Here is a 17999-nt window from a genome sequence, read left to right as displayed (position 1 = left end):
TGCCCCGTTCGACTTGCATGTATTAGGCCTGCCGCTAGCGTTCATCCTGAGCCAGGATCAAACTCTCCATTGTAAAAAATTCTTAGCACCTGCCGAAGCAGGGCCGATGTCGAGTGCTGATCCGACCCGTATTGACGAGCTTTATTCTTTGTACGCTGCTCGTTGTTCTGCCGAAGCAGAACAAGTCTTACCTATTTGTCTTTCCAGTCTTTCAAAGAACGTGTGCTAATTCCATCTGAATCAGCCGTGTGGTTGCTATTGCAACCTCTTCTTTTCTGTGCTTACCGAGCGTTGTTTCGTTCGGGGTTGCAAAGGTAAGAAGTGTTTTTCATTTCGCAAGCTTTCGAAGAAATTTTCTTGATTTTGTTTCTCCGTCTTTTCCTTGCTGACCGCTTCCTTCTGAAGCGGGGTGCAAAGGTAAGAAGCTTTTCGTCTGTTGCAAACTTTCGAGAAAAATTTTCTTTTCTCGCTTTCGTTGCTGACCGCCTCCTTCTGAAGCGGGGTGCAAAGGTAAGAAGCTTTTTCGAACTGCAAACTTTCCACGAAGGAAAGTTTAGAAGCTGATTTTGGCCGTGCTTGCCCCCATTCCGTCTGATTGGGAGTGCAAAAGTAGCAGACTAATCTGGGCTACGCAAGCTACCGCCCACTTTGCGGGTCAAGCGTGCGGCTATCTATTGCAATAAATCCAAGGCAGGCGCCTCACAATCAATGCCTGCGAGGATGGCTACGGTGCTGAAAAAAATTTCAACAAGAGTTATCCGGTACCAAGCTGCCGCTTTGGAATGCTACTTATATGGGGGCAAATCCTGCGTTCAGGAGCTATGCATGGAGTTGTAAACAGCTGCTTGTACCGTGTAAATAGTCATTGTGATGACTCCCGAAAGCGCAGCAAGAGCACTTTTCAGGCTCCTGCTGCGCATTTCACACGTGGTTTTATTGCTGAATGACCAAGCCGCTCATAGCAGGAAGGGAGGCGTCGGTGGCGGTTAGCTTTCCGTCGCCGAGCAGGGCGGTCCATTTGCCTTTTCCGGGGAGCTTGAATGTCTGGGGTGTCGTTTCGAGGTTGAAGAGGACGATGATCTGGCTTTTTCCGTCGAAGCGGCGGTAGGAAAGCCGCTTGCCGGTGGCGGTGAGGAACTCCAGGCGGCCGGTGCGCAGGACGGGATGCGTGCGGCGGAGGCGGGTGAGCTGCTGGTAGAAGCGGTGATGCTCGGCGTTGTAGGCGACGGGGTCGAGGGGGCCGGGCTGGTAGTTGGTGCGGGTTTCGGGCTCAAACTGCAGATCGGGCCACATGAGGGGCTTGCGGCAGTCGGGGTCGTCGGCGCCCCACATGCCCAGCTCGTCGCCGTTCCAGATGTGGGGGGCGCCGATGCTGGTGAACTGGTGCATCAGGTAGAGGCGGACTCTCTTATAAGTGTCGGCGTCGGGCTTGCCGGTTTTGTAGGCGGGATTGTCGCGGGGCGTGGCCTGGTACTTATACTTATTGACATTATAGAAGTCGGTGAGCAGGCGCGGGGCGTCGTGGGTGGCATTGACGTTCATCATGGCGTAGCGCGTGGGCTCGGGCAGACGGTTCCACTCGGCCTGAAGGGCCTGCACGAACTGCGGAGCGTCGAGGGGCTCGGCGACGTTGGAGAAGAACTGACGGGCGGGGCGGTAGGCCTGGTAGAACATGACGGCATCGAACACGTCGCCGCTGGTGTAGGGGGCGGGGTTCATCAGCTTATCGGGCCACTCCTCCCACCAGATTTCACCGACGAGGTAGGCGTCGGGCTTCAGACTCTTTATATAGGTGCGGTAGTCGCGCCAGAAACCCAGCGGAATCTGGTCGGCTACGTCGAGGCGGTAGCCGTCGACGCCGCGCTTGGCGTCGCCGTCGGGCAGCAGCCAGCGTTTGCTCACACTATATATATGCTGCTTGGCGCCAGCGTTGAGGTTGCCCTCGTAGGGGTGGCCGCCGGGCTGGCGCGGCACGGGCACGTCGACCTTGCGGATTTCGGGCAGGCTGGCGAGGTTGGCCCAGCCCTGGTAGGTGAATTCGTTGGCGGGCGTGGCGGGGTTATCGAAGGTGGTAATCTGGTACCAGTCGGCGAAGGGCGAGGCTTTCTGCTTCTGCAGGATGTCCTGCCAGGCCCAGAACTGGGTGCCGGTGTGGTTCCAGGAATAGTCGAGCACGACTTTCATCTGGCGGCGGTGGGCTTCGTCGATCAGCTTTAGAAACAGCCGGTCGGCGCTGGTCCACTGCCAGGTGGGGGGGTCGTTGGGGTTTTCGGCGGCTATGATCTTCTGGTCGCCGGCCGGGTTGGGGCCGAAGGTGACGTCGACGTGGTGGTAGCTGCGCGGGTCGTACTTATGGAGCGAGGGCGCGTCGTTGATGGGGTTTATATAGAGGGCCGACACGCCCAGCTCTTTCAGGTCATCGAGCTTGTTGAGGACGCCCTGCAGGTCGCCGCCGTAGCGGCGCAGGCCCAGCTCGTCGCCCCAGCTGAGTTTGGCCTGTCTGACCTAGGGCTCGGGCTCGTATCAGTTGTGGACCCAAGGCGTGATGCGCCAGCCGGGCGGGGCCAGGAACGACGGCGCCATCGTGGCGGGCGTGGGGTCGTTTTTCGGGTTGCCATTGCTGAAGCGCTCCACGAAAATCTGGTACCAGACTACGTCTTTGGCCCAGGCGGGCGGCAGCTGGCTGCCTTTGAGCGTGGGTTGGGCAGTGGCCGTCAGGGAAGCGGCGGCCACGATGGCACCGAGCAGAAGGCGGGGAATGGCGGGGTGGGTACGGAACAAGCGCGGGGCGGAGCCATAAATCAACTCCGCAACAAATAAGCGCAAACCGCCACAACCAATAGCCGCCACGCCCCGGCGAGGCTGTGTGGTCGTCGGCTTGGCGCGTGGCGGGCCGCGGCGCCGGCAGCACAGGGCAGGGGCGGTTCCTACGCTCCTATATATAGGGTGTAGGCCTAAAACCTCTGCCCGGGCGCGGCAGTTAGAAAGCAGGCGCCGCCGGGTGATGTGGCCGGTGCGTTTTGGCAATGAAGCTTGTTACTCACCGGGGAGTCTCCGCGGCTCTGTTGCTGCTCACGACGGGTTGTCACCTGCTCGAATTCAGCCCCAGCCAGGTGGCGGCGACGGGCGGGGCGCGGCAGCTGACCGCCCAAAACCTGGCCCGCCTGCGCCAGCAGCCCCGAGCCGCGGGTGGCGACACGGTGCGCTTCGTGTTCATCGGCGACACCCAGCGCTTTTACGACGAGACGGCCGAATTCGTACGCAGCGTGAACCGGCAGCGCGGCATCGACTTCGTGCTCATCGGCGGCGACATTTCGGACTTTGGGCTGGGGCGCGAAATGCAGTGGATGCACGCGCGGCTGCGGCGCCTGCAAATGCCCTACCTCACCGTCATCGGCAACCACGACCAGGTGGGCAACGGCCGCGCGGCGTACCAGGCCGTGTTCGGGCCGCTGAACTACAGCTTCGAGTACGGCGGCACGCGCTTCGTGCTGATAGACACCAACGGCCGCGAAGTGGGCTGCAACGGCACCGTACCCGACCTGGGCTGGCTGCGCCGGGAGCTGGCCGATACCACCCGCCGCACCGTAGTGGCGTGCCACGTGCCGCCCAACGACAACGACTTCGACCAGCAGCTGACGCCCGCTTATGCCGCCGCGCTGGCCCGGCACCCACGACTGGTCTTGCACCTGGCGGCGCACGTTCACCGCTACACCGCCAAGCATCCGTTTCACGACGCGGTGCCTTACATTACCACTTACAGCCTGCAGAAGCACCGCTACCACATCGTGTCGGTGTGGGGGCGGCGGGAATTCCGGCTTGAAACCGTGGATTATGGACCAGCTTCGTAAAGTGTGGCGGGGCGCCTGGGCCGGGCTGATGCTGAGCCTGCCGGCGGCGGCGCAGTCGGGCGGCCCGGCGGCGGGGCCGTTCTTCGTGTCGGTGCAGGTGGCGGGCGGCACGGGGGCGGTGGCCGTGGGCGGTGGCTACTGGCTGGCGCACCGGCGGCTGGAGCCGGAGCTGCTGGTGGGCCTGCTGCCGGGCAAGCTGGCCGGCGGCCGCGCCCTGCCCATTGTCAGCCTGAAGGCTACCTACGCACCGCGCGGTTTCGCGCTGGGCCGCTCCTCCGACTGGCGCGTGACCCCGCTGACCGTGGGCGGGCTGGTGAGCTACACCGTCGGCCCGAACCTCTTTCTATCGAGCAACCACACCGGGCGCTACCCCGCCAAGGGTTACTACTGGTGGTCGTCGGCGGTTCGGGTACACGCATTCGTGGGGCCGCGGCTGGTGCAGACGGCCGCCGGGGGCTGGCCGCGGCGGCGGGTGCTGGGCGCCGAAATCGGCACCAATGACTTGTACCTCGTCAGCTGGCTGACCAACCGCACCTTGCGCCTGCCCGAAATTCTGACGCTGGGCCTCACGGCCAAAGCCGGCGGGGCGCCCGCCGACGGGCCGCTGGCTGACAACGGCAAGCCCTGAAGCCCGGAAACGGCGGCTATCGGCTGGCCTGGGCGGCTACGTAGGCGTCGCGGGCTTCGGCGAGCAACTGCAGGATGTTCCGGCGCTGGCGCAGCAGGGCTTCAACCACGGCGGGCTGCTGGCGGAAGAGTCGCAGCAGGCGCAGGCGCTGGAGGCGCTGGGTGAGCTGGTCCCAGTAGTGCAGGGCGTAGAAGCCGGTGACGGGCAGGCTCAGGCCGTAGAGCAGGGTCAGCCAGCCGTTGTGGGTGAGGCGGTGCACCAGCCAGATCTGCAGCGGATAGAGCAGCCCGAACGTGAACATACCCGTCACCATCATCAGCGGGGCCACGAACTCCACGTCCTTGGTCGCGCGGCGGGCCACCATCGAGGGAATGATGTAGGGCACGTAGTTATTGACGAGGCCGAAGAGGTAGACCGGGAAGCCCAGCAGGACCTTCAGGGTGGTGAGCAGGCCGCGCTCCAGCCGGCCACGCCCGGCGCCGCTGCGCTGCAGGGCTTCGTCGGAAAGGCGCAGCTGGCGCAGGCTGCGCGTGTATTCACCGACCTGCTGGTGCAGTTCGGCCAGGTGCTCGGGGTCGTGGCGCTCAAACCAGGCCACGCCCTGCAGCAGCGTGCGCGTGAGGCGAAACTCCTCGTAGGGGCTGCCCTCGTCGTGCTCGGGTACCAGGTACTCGCCGAAGGTATCCTCCACCTGCCGCACCAGGGCATCCTCGGCGTCGTCGCGGGTGACGACGAGGTGGTCTTCGAGGCGGCGGCGTAGCTCCTCGGTGAGGGCATCGGCGGCGGCTTCGGGGTCCTGGCGGTACTGCTCGGCGTAGTCGGCCACCACGATGGGGCGGGCGGGGTAGATCAGCACGTCGGAGCGGAAGCGGGTGGGCGCGGAGTAATTCAGGCCGATGGGCAGGATGCGCACGCCCAGCTGAAAGTCGCGGCGGGCTTCGGCGCCGAGGGCAATGCGGGCGGCGCCGGTCTTGAGCGGCCGCAGCCGCCGCTCCGAAATGCTGGTGCCCTCGGGAAAAATCATCAGCAGGCCGCCGCGGTCGAGGTGGTCGTAGCTGCGGCCGAAGGCTTTTTCGTTGAGCGCGGCCAGCTCCTCGGGTGTCACGTCGGCCGCCCCCGACTCGGCATCCTGACGGCGGTACACCGGAATGCAGTTGGAGCGCTCGAAAAACCAGCGCGACAACGGGTTCTGAAAAAACGTGCTCTTGGCCAGAAAAAACAGCTGACTGCGCCGGCGGTTGGCTGCCACCAGCAGCGGGTCCATGAGCGTGTTGGGGTGGTTGGCGGCCACCAGCAGCGGCCCCGGCTCCTGCAGGCGCTCGGGGTGGCGGATTTCGAGGCGACGGAAAAACACGCGCAACGCCAGCTGCACGGGCGGTTTCATCAGGGAGTAAAACAGGGCCATAGGGGGGAAAGGGCCGGGCCAGGCCGGCCGCCGCCAGAAATACGGGAATTTCGGCGACACTGCCGGGCTTGTCGGTCCTTTCCGCTGGTTGGTAGCCCCGCTCCTCCCCTACCGGCGCCGCGGCTTGGCTCGCTCGTACTGATTGGGCCAGGGCAACTCGACGCCCAGCTCCTGGGCGGCGTGCAAGGGAAAATACGGGTCGCGCAGCAGCTCGCGGGCCAGCAGTACCACATTGGCCTGGCCCGTGGCAATGATGTCCTCGGCCTGGCGGGCATCGGTGATGAGGCCGACGGCGCCGGTGGGCAGGCCGGTTTCTTGCCGAATACGGGCCGCAAATTCCACTTGGTAGCCGGGGCCGACGGGAATCGGGGCCTGGGCCACGTTGCCGCCGGTGGAGCAGTCGATGAGGTCGACGCCGAGGCCCTGCAGCACGCGGGCCAGGGCCACCGAGTCGTCGGCCGACCAGCCATCCGCTACCCAGTCGGTAGCCGAAATACGCACCAGCAGCGGTAAGTCGGCCGGCAGCTCGGCGCGCACGGCTTCGGTCACTTCGCGCAGCAGGCGGGTGCGGTTGTCGAAGGAGCCGCCGTAGCTGTCGGTGCGCTGGTTGCTGAGCGGCGAGAGGAACTCGTGCAGCAGGTAGCCGTGGGCGGCGTGGATTTCGATGACTTGGTAGCCGGCCGCCAACGCCCGTCGGGTGGCGGCGCGGAAATCGGCAATGACTTGGTCGATACCGGTCTGGTCGAGGGCCTGCGGGGCGGTTTCCGTGGATGCAAAGGGCAGGGCGCTGGGGGCCACGGTGGGCCAGCCGCCTTCGGACGACGGCACTTCAGTGCCACCTTTCCAGGGGCTGCGGTGGCTGGCTTTGCGGCCGGCGTGGGCCAGTTGAATGCCCGGTACCGCGCCTTGGGCCTCGATAAACGCAGTGATGCGCCGCAGAAACGGCAAATGCTCGTCTTTCCAGATGCCCAGGTCGTCGGGGGTGATGCGGCCCTCGGGCGCTACGGCGGTGGCTTCCTGAATGACCAGCGCAGCCCCGCCCACGGCCCGGCTGCCCAGGTGCACCAGGTGCCAGTCGTTGGCAAAGCCGTCTTCGGCCGAGTACATGCACATCGGCGAGACGACAATGCGGTTTTTGAGAGTGACGCCGCGCAGGGTAAGCGGCGTGAACAGGTGAGCCATGTGCTGAATAATGGAATGAATACACCGCCAACTGCGGGTGGCGCGGCCGAAGCGGCCTGACCTTCTCAACAGCCAATCAGTCCGCCGGGTTAGTCGTGGACTTGCATTCGGCAACGCTGGACCTGCGCCATGACCAGTCACCAACTTCAAATCAGATTAAAATCATCAAATAATTTGTATTATATTTTGAATTATCTTTACATAACCTATATTAGCCATTGCTATTCACGGTCGAAGACGATGAAACTCATGGTTCAAGTTCAGGCGCCGCTTACGCCACCGTGACCAGGCTGGTCCCATTCTGCCGCTTGCGCTAAGCGGCGGGCCGCCCGCGCGACTGGCGCCACCCGGTCGTGCCGCTTTCGGCTTAGCCTTCCTGCCCCTCGCCTGCTGCGACCCGCCAATCGGGCGCCAGGCTTCCTATTGCCCTCCACCAACCTTCTCTCTTCCCGTCATGCTCTTCAATTCCGTCGAGTTCCTCGTCTTCTTCGTCGTGGTCACGGTGGCGTACTGGGCTCTGCCCCACCGATTCCGCTGGATGCTGCTGCTGGCAGCCAGCTGCGGCTTCTACATGGCCTTCATCCCCATTTACCTGCTCATCCTGCTCTTCACCATCGGCATCGACTACGTGGCCGGCATTCAGATCGAGCAGGCCCAGGGCCGCCGGCGCAAGCAGTTTCTGGTGCTGAGCCTGGTGGCCAATCTGGGCGTGCTGGCGGTATTCAAGTACTACAACTTCTTCACCGACAACGTCAACGCCCTGCTCGATTCGCTGCACATCACGCACCACGCGCTGCCGTACCTGAGCATTATTCTGCCCATCGGGCTGTCGTTTCACACCTTTCAGGCCATGAGCTACACCATCGAAGTGTACCGCGGCAACTTCCGGGCCGAGCGTCATCTGGGGCTGTACGCGCTCTACGTGATGTTTTATCCGCAGCTGGTGGCCGGCCCCATCGAGCGGCCGCAAAACGTGCTGCCGCAGTTCCACGAAGTGAAGCGCTTCGACTTTACGCAGACGCTTATCGGGCTGCAGCGCATGCTTTGGGGCATTTTCAAGAAAGTGGTGGTGGGCGACGTGATGGCCGAGTACGTCAACTCCGTCTACAACCACTACGAGGTGCATTCGAGCTGGTCGCTGCTGCTGGCCACCTACGCCTTCGCGGTGCAGATCTACTGCGACTTTTCGGGCTACTCCGACATTGCCCTGGGCTCGGCGCAGGTGATGGGTTTCCGGCTGATGGAAAACTTCCGCATGCCCTACTTCGCCAAGTCCGTCACGGAGTTCTGGCGCCGCTGGCACATCTCGCTCTCCACCTGGCTGCGCGACTACCTCTACATCTCGCTGGGCGGCAGCCGCCTGGGCAAGTGGCTGACCTACCGCAACCTGATGCTGACCATGCTGCTGGGCGGCCTCTGGCACGGCGCCTCCTGGAATTTCGTCATCTGGGGCTTCCTCAACGGGCTGTACCTGAGCGGCGAAAAGCTGCTGGGCGTGCGCGTGGAGGCCACCGAACGGCTGCCCTGGTGGTCGAAGCTGCTGCGCATCGGCCTCACGTTTCACTTGATCTGCCTGACCTGGGTGTTCTTCCGCGCCGAGTCGTTCGAGCAGGCCACGTTCATCGTGCGCCACATCGTGGAGCAGGTGCCGGGCACTTCGCTGGCCTGGGAGCCGGGCACGGCCGGGCCGCTGCTGCTGGGCCTGATCTTGCTGGTGCTGGTGGAATACGGCTACCTGCGCGGGCGCAACACCGAGGCCATCATGCCGCACCGCACCTGGACGCGCCCCCTGGCGTTTTCGCTGGCCCTCACCCTGCTCATTATCTGCTTCGGCGTATCGACGGGCGAGCAGTTTATCTACTTCCAGTTCTAAGCTGCCGCTCGTCATGAAACGCTTTGCCTTGTTTTTCGCGCTGTTTGCGGGCCTGCTGCTGCTCATCGACCACGGCGGGGCCTACGTACTCGACCGCGTCTACGCCCGCACCTTCGTGGGGCAGAAGGGTGGAATCCTCAACACCTATTTTGCCCGCCCGGCCCCTCCCGCGCTGGTACTGATGGGCAACTCCCGCGCCTCGCTCGACGTGAACCCCGATAGCCTGCCCGTGGAAGCTTTCAGCCTGGCGCACCCCGGCACCAGCCAGATTTTCCAGTCCGGGCTGCTGAGCTTGCTGGCCGAGCGGCGCCAGCTGCCGCGCACCATCCTGCTGCACATCGACCTCGACGAGTACATTCACCCCAGCTTTCCGGCCGACATCCGCAACCTGCGCCACTACTACGGCCAGGCCCCGCTGGTAACGCAGTACAGCAAGGAACTGTCGCGCTGGGAGCCACTCAAGCACGGCCTGGCGCTGTACCGCCACAACGGGCGCCTGTTCGGGCTGGCCAAGAACCAGTACCTGCAGCGGCAGGGCGCCGCGCCCTCGCAGGGCTTCGAGCCCTACGCACCCACCGCGCAGGACAGCATCAATACGCTTTACAGCACTCACTACCTGGCCAAGGAGCGCTACCAACTCAACCGCGCGCACCTGCGCTACCTGCACGATTTTGTGGCTCTGTGTCGCCAGCACCGCGTGCGGCTCATCTGCTTCACCACGCCCTATTACCAGGTACCGCCCCACGCCCCGCAGTCGGCCGCGCTGGTCGATTCGCTGCTGCGGCGCGAGCATGTGCCCTACCTGAACTACGCCGCCACCGCCGCCCCGGCTGCCCTGACGGCCATGCGCTTCTGGCGCGACGCCACCCACCTGAACAGTCGCGGCATTCCGCACTACAGCCAGCTGCTGGCCCGCGAGCTGAAGCCCCTGCTGGCGGTGCAGGCGCCGGAGCCGGCCGGCGGCCAACCCTCGGCTTATCTGGCCCTGGCGCAGCGGTGACACGGGCGGCCGAGTCAGGCGAACAGTAGGGGGGCGGTTACCTGCAGGGCACGCCCCGCCCGAAACCTATTCCCGGTCAGCTGGTATTGAACGGTAGCGCCCGGCAGATTCCCCCTGGACTGCCGGGCGCTATTCTCCTATCGGCATTCCTCTTCTATGCGCACCATCAAGCAGCAGCACCGCGCCGTCAGTGCCCCCATCGACGACCTGGTCACGTACCGGGCCCTGCCCACGCGCTCCGTCGAGCACCTCGACCCGTTTTTGTTCCTGAATCATCACGGCCCGCAGACCTACAAGCCCAATAACCGGGGCCTGCCCTTCGGCCCGCATCCGCACCGCGGCTTCGAAACCGTCACTTTCATTTTGGAGGGCGACATCATGCACGAGGACACCGGCGGGCACCAGAGTGTCATTCACGCCGGCGGCATTCAGTGGATGACGGCCGGCCGCGGGCTGATTCACGCCGAGGTATCGTCGCCGGAGTTCAAGCGCACGGGTGGCCCGCTCGAAATTCTGCAGCTGTGGGTGAACCTGCCCGCCAAGCACAAGATGACCGAGCCGCGCTACGTGGGCCTGCAGGAGCCCGAAATACCCCGCGTCAGCCTCGACGAAGGTCGCGTAAGCCTGCAGGCCATATCGGGCGAGTGGGCCGGCACCGCGGGCGCCGTGCAGCCCCTGGCCGATGTGGCCCTGGCCACGGTGTACTTCAAGGCCGGCGGCCAGCTGGCGCTGACCATTCCGGCCGACCACACCATTTTCTGCTACGTGGTGCGCGGGCAGCTGCGCGTGCAGGATCAGCCCGCCGAAGCGCTAAGCCTCATCGAGTTCAACCACGACGGCGACGACCTGCGCTTCGAAGCCCAGAGCGACGCGGTGCTGCTACTGGGCCACGCCCGGCCCTTCAACGAGCCCATCGTGGCCTACGGCCCCTTCGTGATGAACACCAACGCCGAAATTCAGCAGGCCTACCAGGATTACCAGGCCGGCAAGTTCGGCCAGTGGCGCGGCTAGGCTGAACCGCTATGCCATAACCGCACCGGCCCGGCTCACTTTGCGGAGTAAGCCGGGCCGGCGTGTGTTGACGGAAGCGCTGACGTCCCTACTGCGCCAGCAGCCAGGCCACCGCCTCGTGCTCGTTGTCGAAGTAGCAGTAGCTGATCTGCTCGCGCATGGGCATGATGATGGCGGCGGCTGACTGCCGGGCCACCCCGTTGTGGGCGGTGAGCACGGCCCGGCGGCGGTAGCCGGCCTGCACGGCCCGCGGCGTCCAGTGCTCCTGAATCCACTGCTGCTCGGCCGCGGAAAAAGGCGTGATGAACCGCTGATCGGCCAGGATGCGGCCGTGCCCGTAGTGCTGCAGCCACTCCAGGGCCTGCTCCATCAGCTCGCGGCGGGCGGCCTCGTCGGGCACGTTGGGGTGCCACGTTATCCGCAGAAAACCGCGGGCGTCGTCGTGCAGACGTCCGGCGGTATTATGGAAGAAAATGGATTGTTGCCCCATGTACCCTTGTAACCGGCGCGGATGCGGCCCGCGCGGCGGTAAGTAAAACCCAGGCTACGCACCAGCCTGGGAAAGCCAGTCCGGACACCTTATCACCTCGCCAAAAAACACAATTTCTAGCAATTCGGTTCTTGAATTTCCCTTTGCTCCCTAACACTCATTAGCCTGCCAATAAGCCCAAAACCGAACATTTTAGAACCATGACTCGGAAAATAACAATTTATTTGCCTTATAATATTACCATTTTCTTCTAACAATCTGGTAAACTTGTAGAATCGTCCTACCCGCGTTCGGCGCGGAATGGGACTGAGGCAGAGCTTTATCTACAGGTCGGCGGCGTGAAGCAGTGGTTTACTTTGGTAGTGGGGTTGATGCTGACAGTACTGTCGGCGCGGGCGCAAACGGGCGTGGCCGAACCGGCCCTGGCGCCCTGCGACGCGGTGGTACAGGCGTTTCTGCAGCGCTGGGACATATCGGGCGCCTCGGTGGCCATCAGCAAGGACGGCCGCCTGGTGTACGAGCGGGGCTTCGGCTACGCCAACCTGGCCCGCACCGAGCCCATGCAGCCCGCCCACCTGCTGCGGGTGGCCAGCATCTCGAAACCCGTTACGGCCCTGGCCGTCATGAAGCTGGCCGAAGACGGCCTACTCACACTTAACCACCGCGTGTTCGGGCCTGAAGGCTACCTGCGCGGCTCTTATTACAACGAAGTCATTCAGGATCAGCGCATCTACGACATCACGGTGCGCCAGCTGCTGGAGCACACCGGCGGCTGGAACCGCAACGCCGGCGTCGACGACCTGAGCAGCTCCGACCCCATCGACTTTCCGCTGTACGTGGCCAAGGCCATGCAAGCCAGCAACCCGGTGGCCGACTCGGTGCTGGTGCGCTTCGTGCTCAGCCGCGGGCTGAACTTCACGCCCGGCAGCCGCTTCGCCTACTCCAACATGGGTTACCTCATCCTGGGCAAAGTCATTGAGCAGGTGACGGGGCAGAGCTACGCCCGCTGGGTGCAGCAGCACATTTTCGCGCCGGCCGGGGTACGGGAAGCTCACCTGGGCCGCAACCTGCTGGCCGACAAGCAAGAGCGCGAGGCCGAGTATTTCAGCAAGACCACCCGCGAGTCGTGCTACGGCACCGGGCAGCAGGTGCCCATGCCCTACGGCGCCTGGAATCTGGAGGCCATGCACGCCCACGGTGGCTGGCTGTTTTCGGCCCGCGACCTGGTGCGCCTGGTGCTGGCCGTCGACGGCTCGGCCACCCGCCCCGACTTGCTGACGGCCGCCACCATCGATACCATGACCACGTCCGACGAGCCCAACCGCCGCTACGCCAAGGGCTGGCTCGTCAACAAGGACCGCAGCACCTGGTGGCACACCGGCTCGCTCGACGGCACCGCCAGCTGCGTGGTACGCACCGCCGCGGGCTACACCTGGGCCATCCTGCTCAACGGCCGCGCCCTGCCCAACCGCTTCTGGCACGACCTGGAAGAGCTGGGCTGGGACTGCCTGCGCGCCGCCGACGGCCGCTGGCCCGCCTACGACCTCTTCGCCCCCGAACAAAACGCCGTCCGCCTGCTAGCCAAACCGCTGGGCCCCACCACCGCCCGCCTAAGCTGGCACAACGGCAACGGCACGGGCCGGCTGCTGGTGCTGCAGGAAAAAGCCCCGCTGACGGCCCTGCCCACCGACGGCACCAACTACGTGGCCGACGCCAGCTTCGGGCGCGGGGCCACTCTGGGCACCGGCGCCGTGGTAACGGCCGGCCCCGACAGCGCCGTGACCGTGCGCGACCTGGAGCCCGGTCGCACCTACTACGCCCGCGTGGTGGAGTACCGGCAGAGCGCCGGCACCGGGGAGCATCCCGTCTACGCCCTCGATGGCAATCCGGTGCTGGAGTTCCGCACGCCGGCCCTGCCGCCGGTGCTGGCGCGGCGCAGCAAAGCCGTTCGCCCCGCCGCCAACGCCTCGCGCCGCAAGCGCCCCGGCAAAGCCACCATCCAGGCAAGCCGCCCGGCCCCGGCTCCCGCTCGTGATGCTGCCGCTCCGGCCAGCCCAACGCCCATGGCTTCCCCGTCTTCGGCGCCAGCCCCCTCCTACCTGGCCCGCCTGCTGGCAGCCGGCCGCGAGTGGCTACGCTAGTCGGCCGGCTGCCCGGCACGACGGCAACGGCGGTTATTTTCCGGGCCGCGAGCGGCAAAGCCTCGCCCCTCAGGTTTCACCCGGTGTAGTCCTTCAGCCCGCAAAGGGCGCGCAAGCCTGAATGCCCTGCTAATCAGGCCCGCGCGGCCAAGCTGCCGCCAATAACGCAGCCGTGTATTTTATCGAGGCCGCATTATCTTACTTTGTTATTTTCGGATAAATTTGTACTCCCTCTATAAGCACTGGGATGTCTGTTTTTTCCGATGAAGTAAGACACGTCCTGCGCGAAGCGGGCTGGCACGAAGGGCGCCGCGTGAGTACGCAGCCATATAGCGCCGCCAATACTTCCTCGGGCGGCGCGTGGTTTGGCGCAGCAGAAAGGTTCCTGAGCGAGTTTGGGAGCCTACACCTGCGCTTCCTTCGCCACGACGGCAGCGTCAGCAATCTGCAGTTTGAACCGGCGCTGGCGGTGCAGCTTGCGCACTATCAGCCTGCTCAGGAAGGCTTGAGCCAACTGCTGGGCCAACCTGCTTTGGCCGTTCTGGGCGTGGCCTACGGCGAAGACCTGCTGCTATTGATGGACCCACAGGGCCGCATTTATGGCGCCGGTTGCGACGACTGCTTCTACCTGTTGGGAACGGATGCCCGCTCAGCCTTGACCGCAGTTTGCCTGGATCTGCCGTTCGAGCAGCTGTAGCCCGGGCTAGTCCAGCCGCTTTTCGTAGCAAAAAAACCGCAGCCCGGGCCGGAAGCCCAGCATGATTTCGCCCGCGAATCGGTAGCCCAGCTTCGGAAACAGCCGTTGCGTGGCCTGATTTTCCGAGTTGGTGTCCACCCGCAGCACAGTCAGTCCGCGCGCCGTGGCCAGCGCCTCCGCTTGGTGCAGCAGGGCGGCTGCCACGCCCCGGCCCTGCACCGCGGGGTCCACGGCGAGGCGGTGCGTGACGATGGCCGTTTCCGCCGGGTCCCAGTCGGCCTGGGCGTATTCTGGGTCCTGGTCGGTAGTCAGGGCCGCTACGCCGGCTACGGCCCCGTCGACCTCGGCCACCCACAGCTGCGCCCGGTCGATGTCCTGCCGGAACACGGCCTCATTCGGGTAGTCGGCCTCCCACTGAAAGTTGCCGGCGGCCTGCATCAGCGGCACCACCCGCCGCACGATATCCAGGATGGCGGGCAGATCGGCTTCGGTAGAGGGGCGAACTGTGAGCATCGGTACAGGTAAACAGTCGGAAACAAAGGTCAGATTACTCCACCAGCGCCTGTTCGGGCACCGGCGTTTCCTGCGGGCGGCGCAGGTGCATTGAGCCATGCAGGGAGCGGGCGGCCAGCCAGGCGCTGATGACGGTGAGCACCGCCGCCAGCAAAAATGGCGCGCCGGGGAAATACACCGGCGCTTTCGGCCCGGTGAAATACGAAAACAGGTTGGTCATCAGCGGCGGCCCCACGATGGAGGTGAGGCTGATCAGGCTGGTCAGGCCGCCCTGCAGCTCGCCCTGCTCGTTGGGCGGCACCTGGGCCGAAATCAGCCCCTGAATGGCCGGACCGGCAATGCCGCCCAGGCAATACGGCACCGAAAACACAAACATCATCCAGCCCTGCGAGGCGAAGGCAAAGAGCAGAAAGCCCAGCGCGTAGAGCAGCATGCCCACGTACACCGAGCGCTCCGAGCCCAGGCGCGGGTTGATGTAGCGAATCAGCAGGCCCTGCACGATGGCTACCAGCGCCCCGATGACGGCCAGGGAAATGCCCACCCAGGCCTCGTTCCAGCCAAACTTCTCCATGGTGAAGTACGACCAGGTGCTCTGCGTGGCGTGGGCCGCGACGTAGATGAATATCAGTGAGCCGACCAGCCCGAAGATAACCGGGTAGCGCTGCAGCTGCCGCAGCGAGCCGACGGGGTTGGCCCGGCGCAGTTCGAAGGGACGGCGGTGCGCTTCGTCGAGCGACTCGGGCAGCACGAAGAAGCCGTACAGCCAATTGACGAAGGTGAGCAGGGCCGCCACCATGAAGGGCACCCGCGGCCCCCACTGAGCCGCGTCCAGCACCACGCCCGTCAGCTGCCCGAACCCGCCCAGTAGCTGCGGCGCCCAGCGGCTCAGCAGCCCGCCGATGGCCGGCCCGATGATGAAGCCCAGCCCAAACGCGGCGCCCACCATGCCGAAGTTCTGCGCCCGCTTTTCCGGCGGACTCACGTCGGCAATGTAGGCGGTGGCGGTGGTCATGCTGGCCCCGGTGACGCCCGCCAGCAGCCGCCCGACGAACAGCCAGCCAATGGTAGGGGCCACCACCAGCAGCAGGTAGTCGAGCCCGAAGCCGAACAGCGAAAACAGCAGCACGGGCCGCCGACCGTACCGGTCGCTGAGGTTGCCGAGCACCGGTGAAAACAGAAACTGCATCACGGCGAAGGCAAACACCAGCCAGCCGCCGTAGCGGGCCGCGTCGCTGATGGTACCGCCGGTCAGCTGCTGAATCAGCTTGGGTACTACCGGAATGATGATGCCAAACCCGATGACATCGATGAGCAGCGTGACGAAAATGAAGCCCAGGGCAGCTTTGCGCGGTTCGGCGGCCATAACGAAGAGGTCAGCTGGTGAACATGCAAATACGACAATACTAAATTTTTAAACAAGATTTTACTAAAAATATTAGCCTATCGACCTTCTTGCGCCTGCTGCTGCCGCAGCCAGGCTATGGCTTCGGCTTCGTCGGTGAAGCGCTGCATCAGGCTGGCTTTGCCCTCGAAATACACCAGCGGCGGGATTTTCTTGTCGGCCGGCACGGCGTCGGTGAGCTGAATGGGGGCCACCAGGTAAGCTAGGTAGACGCGGCCCGCCAGGTGCTGCCCGAGGCGCGGCAGAAAGTCGTTGAGCAGCCAGGGCGTAATGGCGACTTCCACGTTCAGGCGCCGACGGGCATCGAGCAGCCAGTAGCGGCAATGCTGCGCCCGCGCCACCTCCAGCAGGGCGGGGTAGCTGGCGTACAACTCCCCTTCGCCGACGGCGCGTAGCCAGCGGCCCACCAGCAGGTCGAGGTCGGGGCGGTAGTCAATCTGTAGAAAATCGGGAGCGGCCATGAATGGGAAAGGCGGAGGCGGGGTAAAAGTACGCGCCGGACGGGTGGAGGTAGCAGAAACGAGCCGGGCATTCCCAAACTGGGGCGTCCCAGGCTTGGTTATCGGCAAGCGGCGGCGCTATTTGCCGGCTGGTTTTCCATTCCTTTTTCGCTTTACGTATGTTTCAAGGCTTACGCACCATTGTGTACCCCGTCCGTGACCTGGCACGCGCCCGCCAGTGGTACACCCAGGTTCTGGGCCAGCCGCCCTATTTCGACGAGCCGTTCTACGTGGGCTTCAACGTGGGCGGTTACGAGCTGGGCCTCGACCCCAACAGCCCCGGCACCGGGCCGGGCGGCCCCGTCACCTACTGGGGCGTGCCCGATGCGGCCGCGGCCTACACCCGCCTGCTGGAGCTGGGCGCCCAGTCCCACGAAGCCGTGCACGAAGTGGGCGGCGGCATTTACGTGGGGTGCGTGCTCGATCCGTTCGGCAATCTGCTGGGCGTCATCCAGAATCCGCACTTTCAGTTACCGGCTTAGCCCCGCCAGGGTTCTTAACTGACTGTCTTCGCGCTGCCTGCGGGTGTTCTGAAGTTTATTGCCTCAGAACAACCTTACGGATCCAATCAAGGCCTTTCTGCTCGTGCAGGGAGGCTTTTTTGCTGTTGCGTTGTTGTACTCTGGGCTACGGCTGTAGACCCACTCCCAGCTTGACCCGTCATAATGACACCTTATCAGGACCGGCAAACTGCTGTTTTCCGCCAATATGACAAACAAAGAAGTCGGCATGCCGACAAATCAGGTTGGTACACTGTTTGCAAATCAACCCTTCGAAAGACAGAATAAGGACCACCGCCATGAAACTTATCAGCCAAGAATTCCTGCACAACATTGCTCCCCAACTCAACCTGCTCAATACCTTGGGCGGCGGGGTGGCGCAGCCGCAGGTGCGTGTGCAGAAGCGCGAACAGGGCGTGGTTATCCGGGTGTCGGCTCCGAGCGTACGCCCCGAGACATTCCACGTCGTCTTGAACAACAACCGCCTGGACGTATTCGCCGAATACCGCCACGCCGCCGAGGAACAGCTGGTTGCCCCTCTGTTCGTGCAGACCTTCGAGCTGCCCGTTGAGCTGGACCTGACCCGCATCGATGCCGAGCACGAAGGCCACGAGCTGCGCGTACGCATCCCGTACCAGGACCCGACGACCAACCACCGCGAAATCAACATTCGCCGCCGCTAGGCTTCTTCGGCGGGCCTTGCCCGCTCCGTTTATACCGTCGGGACCGACCGACACCTCATGGTTTCACCGCCACTGCCTCGCCCGCAGTGGCTTTTTTGTTTTTGATGAGCAGGTTTTAGATGA

General features: G+C 64.2%; 18 protein-coding genes and 1 rRNA gene. 9 read left to right on the top strand and 10 right to left on the bottom strand.

Annotated elements, in window-relative coordinates; genetic code table 11:
- The 4 genes from FDY95_RS25255 to FDY95_RS25240 all read right to left on the bottom strand — a co-directional run.
- Positions 1 to 73, bottom strand: a 16S ribosomal RNA gene (locus FDY95_RS25255); the annotation flags it as partial.
- A 182-nt stretch (positions 74 to 255) separates the two neighbouring features.
- On the bottom strand, positions 256 to 543 hold the full coding sequence (locus tag FDY95_RS25250; RefSeq protein ID WP_138082409.1) for a hypothetical protein: 288 nt from the start codon (positions 541 to 543) through the stop codon (positions 256 to 258).
- Between the two features lie 390 nt (positions 544 to 933).
- Positions 934 to 2445, bottom strand: coding sequence for an alpha-amylase family glycosyl hydrolase (locus FDY95_RS25245; protein ID WP_262710255.1), 1512 nt, complete (start codon positions 2443 to 2445; stop codon positions 934 to 936).
- Positions 2446 to 2523: 78 nt separating this feature from the next.
- A complete protein-coding gene (locus FDY95_RS25240) occupies positions 2524 to 2781 on the bottom strand; it encodes a hypothetical protein (RefSeq protein ID WP_138082405.1) in 258 nt (85 codons plus the stop codon).
- Between the two features lie 245 nt (positions 2782 to 3026).
- On the opposite strand from FDY95_RS25240, the gene FDY95_RS25235 reads away from it, so the two are divergent.
- Both FDY95_RS25235 and FDY95_RS25230 read left to right on the top strand, forming a co-directional pair.
- Positions 3027 to 3851: a metallophosphoesterase family protein gene (locus FDY95_RS25235; protein WP_138082403.1), complete on the top strand. Its 825-nt coding sequence runs from the start codon at positions 3027 to 3029 to the stop codon at positions 3849 to 3851.
- A complete protein-coding gene (locus FDY95_RS25230; RefSeq protein ID WP_138082401.1) occupies positions 3835 to 4479 on the top strand; it encodes a hypothetical protein in 645 nt (214 codons plus the stop codon). Before FDY95_RS25235 ends, FDY95_RS25230 begins: the two co-directional genes overlap by 17 nt.
- A 16-nt stretch (positions 4480 to 4495) precedes the next feature.
- Here FDY95_RS25230 and FDY95_RS25225 read toward each other — a convergent pair whose 3' ends face one another.
- Both FDY95_RS25225 and FDY95_RS25220 read right to left on the bottom strand, forming a co-directional pair.
- Positions 4496 to 5884: a lysophospholipid acyltransferase family protein gene (locus tag FDY95_RS25225; RefSeq protein ID WP_138082399.1), complete on the bottom strand. Its 1389-nt coding sequence runs from the start codon at positions 5882 to 5884 to the stop codon at positions 4496 to 4498.
- 108 nt (positions 5885 to 5992) lie between these two features.
- On the bottom strand, positions 5993 to 7066 hold the full coding sequence (locus tag FDY95_RS25220) for an NADH:flavin oxidoreductase/NADH oxidase (protein WP_138082397.1): 1074 nt from the start codon (positions 7064 to 7066) through the stop codon (positions 5993 to 5995).
- A 454-nt stretch (positions 7067 to 7520) separates the two neighbouring features.
- Here FDY95_RS25220 and FDY95_RS25215 point away from each other — a divergent pair, with 454 nt between their 5' ends.
- The 3 genes from FDY95_RS25215 to FDY95_RS25205 all read left to right on the top strand — a co-directional run bounded on the left by FDY95_RS25215 (position 7521) and on the right by FDY95_RS25205 (position 10950).
- Positions 7521 to 8939, top strand: a complete 1419-nt coding sequence (locus FDY95_RS25215; protein ID WP_138082395.1) for an MBOAT family O-acyltransferase — start codon at positions 7521 to 7523, stop codon at positions 8937 to 8939.
- 13 nt (positions 8940 to 8952) lie between these two features.
- On the top strand, positions 8953 to 9939 hold the full coding sequence (locus tag FDY95_RS25210; RefSeq protein WP_138082393.1) for a hypothetical protein: 987 nt from the start codon (positions 8953 to 8955) through the stop codon (positions 9937 to 9939).
- A gap of 156 nt (positions 9940 to 10095) precedes the next feature.
- Positions 10096 to 10950 (top strand): pirin family protein, encoded by an 855-nt coding sequence (locus tag FDY95_RS25205; RefSeq protein WP_138082391.1) that lies wholly within the window; start codon positions 10096 to 10098, stop codon positions 10948 to 10950.
- Positions 10951 to 11038: 88 nt separating this feature from the next.
- Here FDY95_RS25205 and FDY95_RS25200 read toward each other — a convergent pair whose 3' ends face one another.
- Complete coding sequence (locus tag FDY95_RS25200; RefSeq protein WP_138082389.1) at positions 11039 to 11440, bottom strand: STAS/SEC14 domain-containing protein; 402 nt, start codon at positions 11438 to 11440, stop codon at positions 11039 to 11041.
- Positions 11441 to 11811: 371 nt separating this feature from the next.
- Between FDY95_RS25200 and FDY95_RS25195 the strand changes: the two genes are divergently transcribed.
- The gene (locus FDY95_RS25195) at positions 11812 to 13581 is read left to right on the top strand and encodes a serine hydrolase (RefSeq protein ID WP_138082387.1); all 1770 of its coding nucleotides are present in this window, start codon (positions 11812 to 11814) and stop codon (positions 13579 to 13581) included.
- 247 nt (positions 13582 to 13828) lie between these two features.
- Positions 13829 to 14278, top strand: a complete 450-nt coding sequence (locus FDY95_RS25190) for an SUKH-3 domain-containing protein (RefSeq protein ID WP_138082385.1) — start codon at positions 13829 to 13831, stop codon at positions 14276 to 14278.
- 6 nt (positions 14279 to 14284) lie between these two features.
- Here FDY95_RS25190 and FDY95_RS25185 read toward each other — a convergent pair whose 3' ends face one another.
- The 3 genes from FDY95_RS25185 to FDY95_RS25175 form a co-directional block, all read right to left on the bottom strand.
- Positions 14285 to 14791, bottom strand: coding sequence for a GNAT family N-acetyltransferase (locus FDY95_RS25185; protein ID WP_138082383.1), 507 nt, complete (start codon positions 14789 to 14791; stop codon positions 14285 to 14287).
- 34 nt (positions 14792 to 14825) lie between these two features.
- The gene (locus tag FDY95_RS25180) at positions 14826 to 16154 is read right to left on the bottom strand and encodes a TCR/Tet family MFS transporter (protein WP_138082381.1); all 1329 of its coding nucleotides are present in this window, start codon (positions 16152 to 16154) and stop codon (positions 14826 to 14828) included.
- 77 nt (positions 16155 to 16231) lie between these two features.
- On the bottom strand, positions 16232 to 16654 hold the full coding sequence (locus FDY95_RS25175; RefSeq protein WP_138082379.1) for a hypothetical protein: 423 nt from the start codon (positions 16652 to 16654) through the stop codon (positions 16232 to 16234).
- A gap of 158 nt (positions 16655 to 16812) precedes the next feature.
- On the opposite strand from FDY95_RS25175, the gene FDY95_RS25170 reads away from it, so the two are divergent.
- Entirely contained in the window at positions 16813 to 17175 is a 363-nt protein-coding gene (locus FDY95_RS25170) for a VOC family protein (RefSeq protein ID WP_138082377.1), read from the top strand.
- A gap of 317 nt (positions 17176 to 17492) precedes the next feature.
- The gene (locus tag FDY95_RS25165; RefSeq protein WP_138082375.1) at positions 17493 to 17876 is read left to right on the top strand and encodes an Hsp20/alpha crystallin family protein; all 384 of its coding nucleotides are present in this window, start codon (positions 17493 to 17495) and stop codon (positions 17874 to 17876) included.
- Positions 17877 to 17999 lie beyond the last annotated feature (123 nt).

This window comes from Hymenobacter jeollabukensis (genome assembly GCF_005771675.1).
In the GTDB taxonomy this organism is placed as follows: domain Bacteria; phylum Bacteroidota; class Bacteroidia; order Cytophagales; family Hymenobacteraceae; genus Solirubrum; species Solirubrum jeollabukense.
This window is presented reverse-complemented; position numbering and strand designations above follow the sequence as displayed.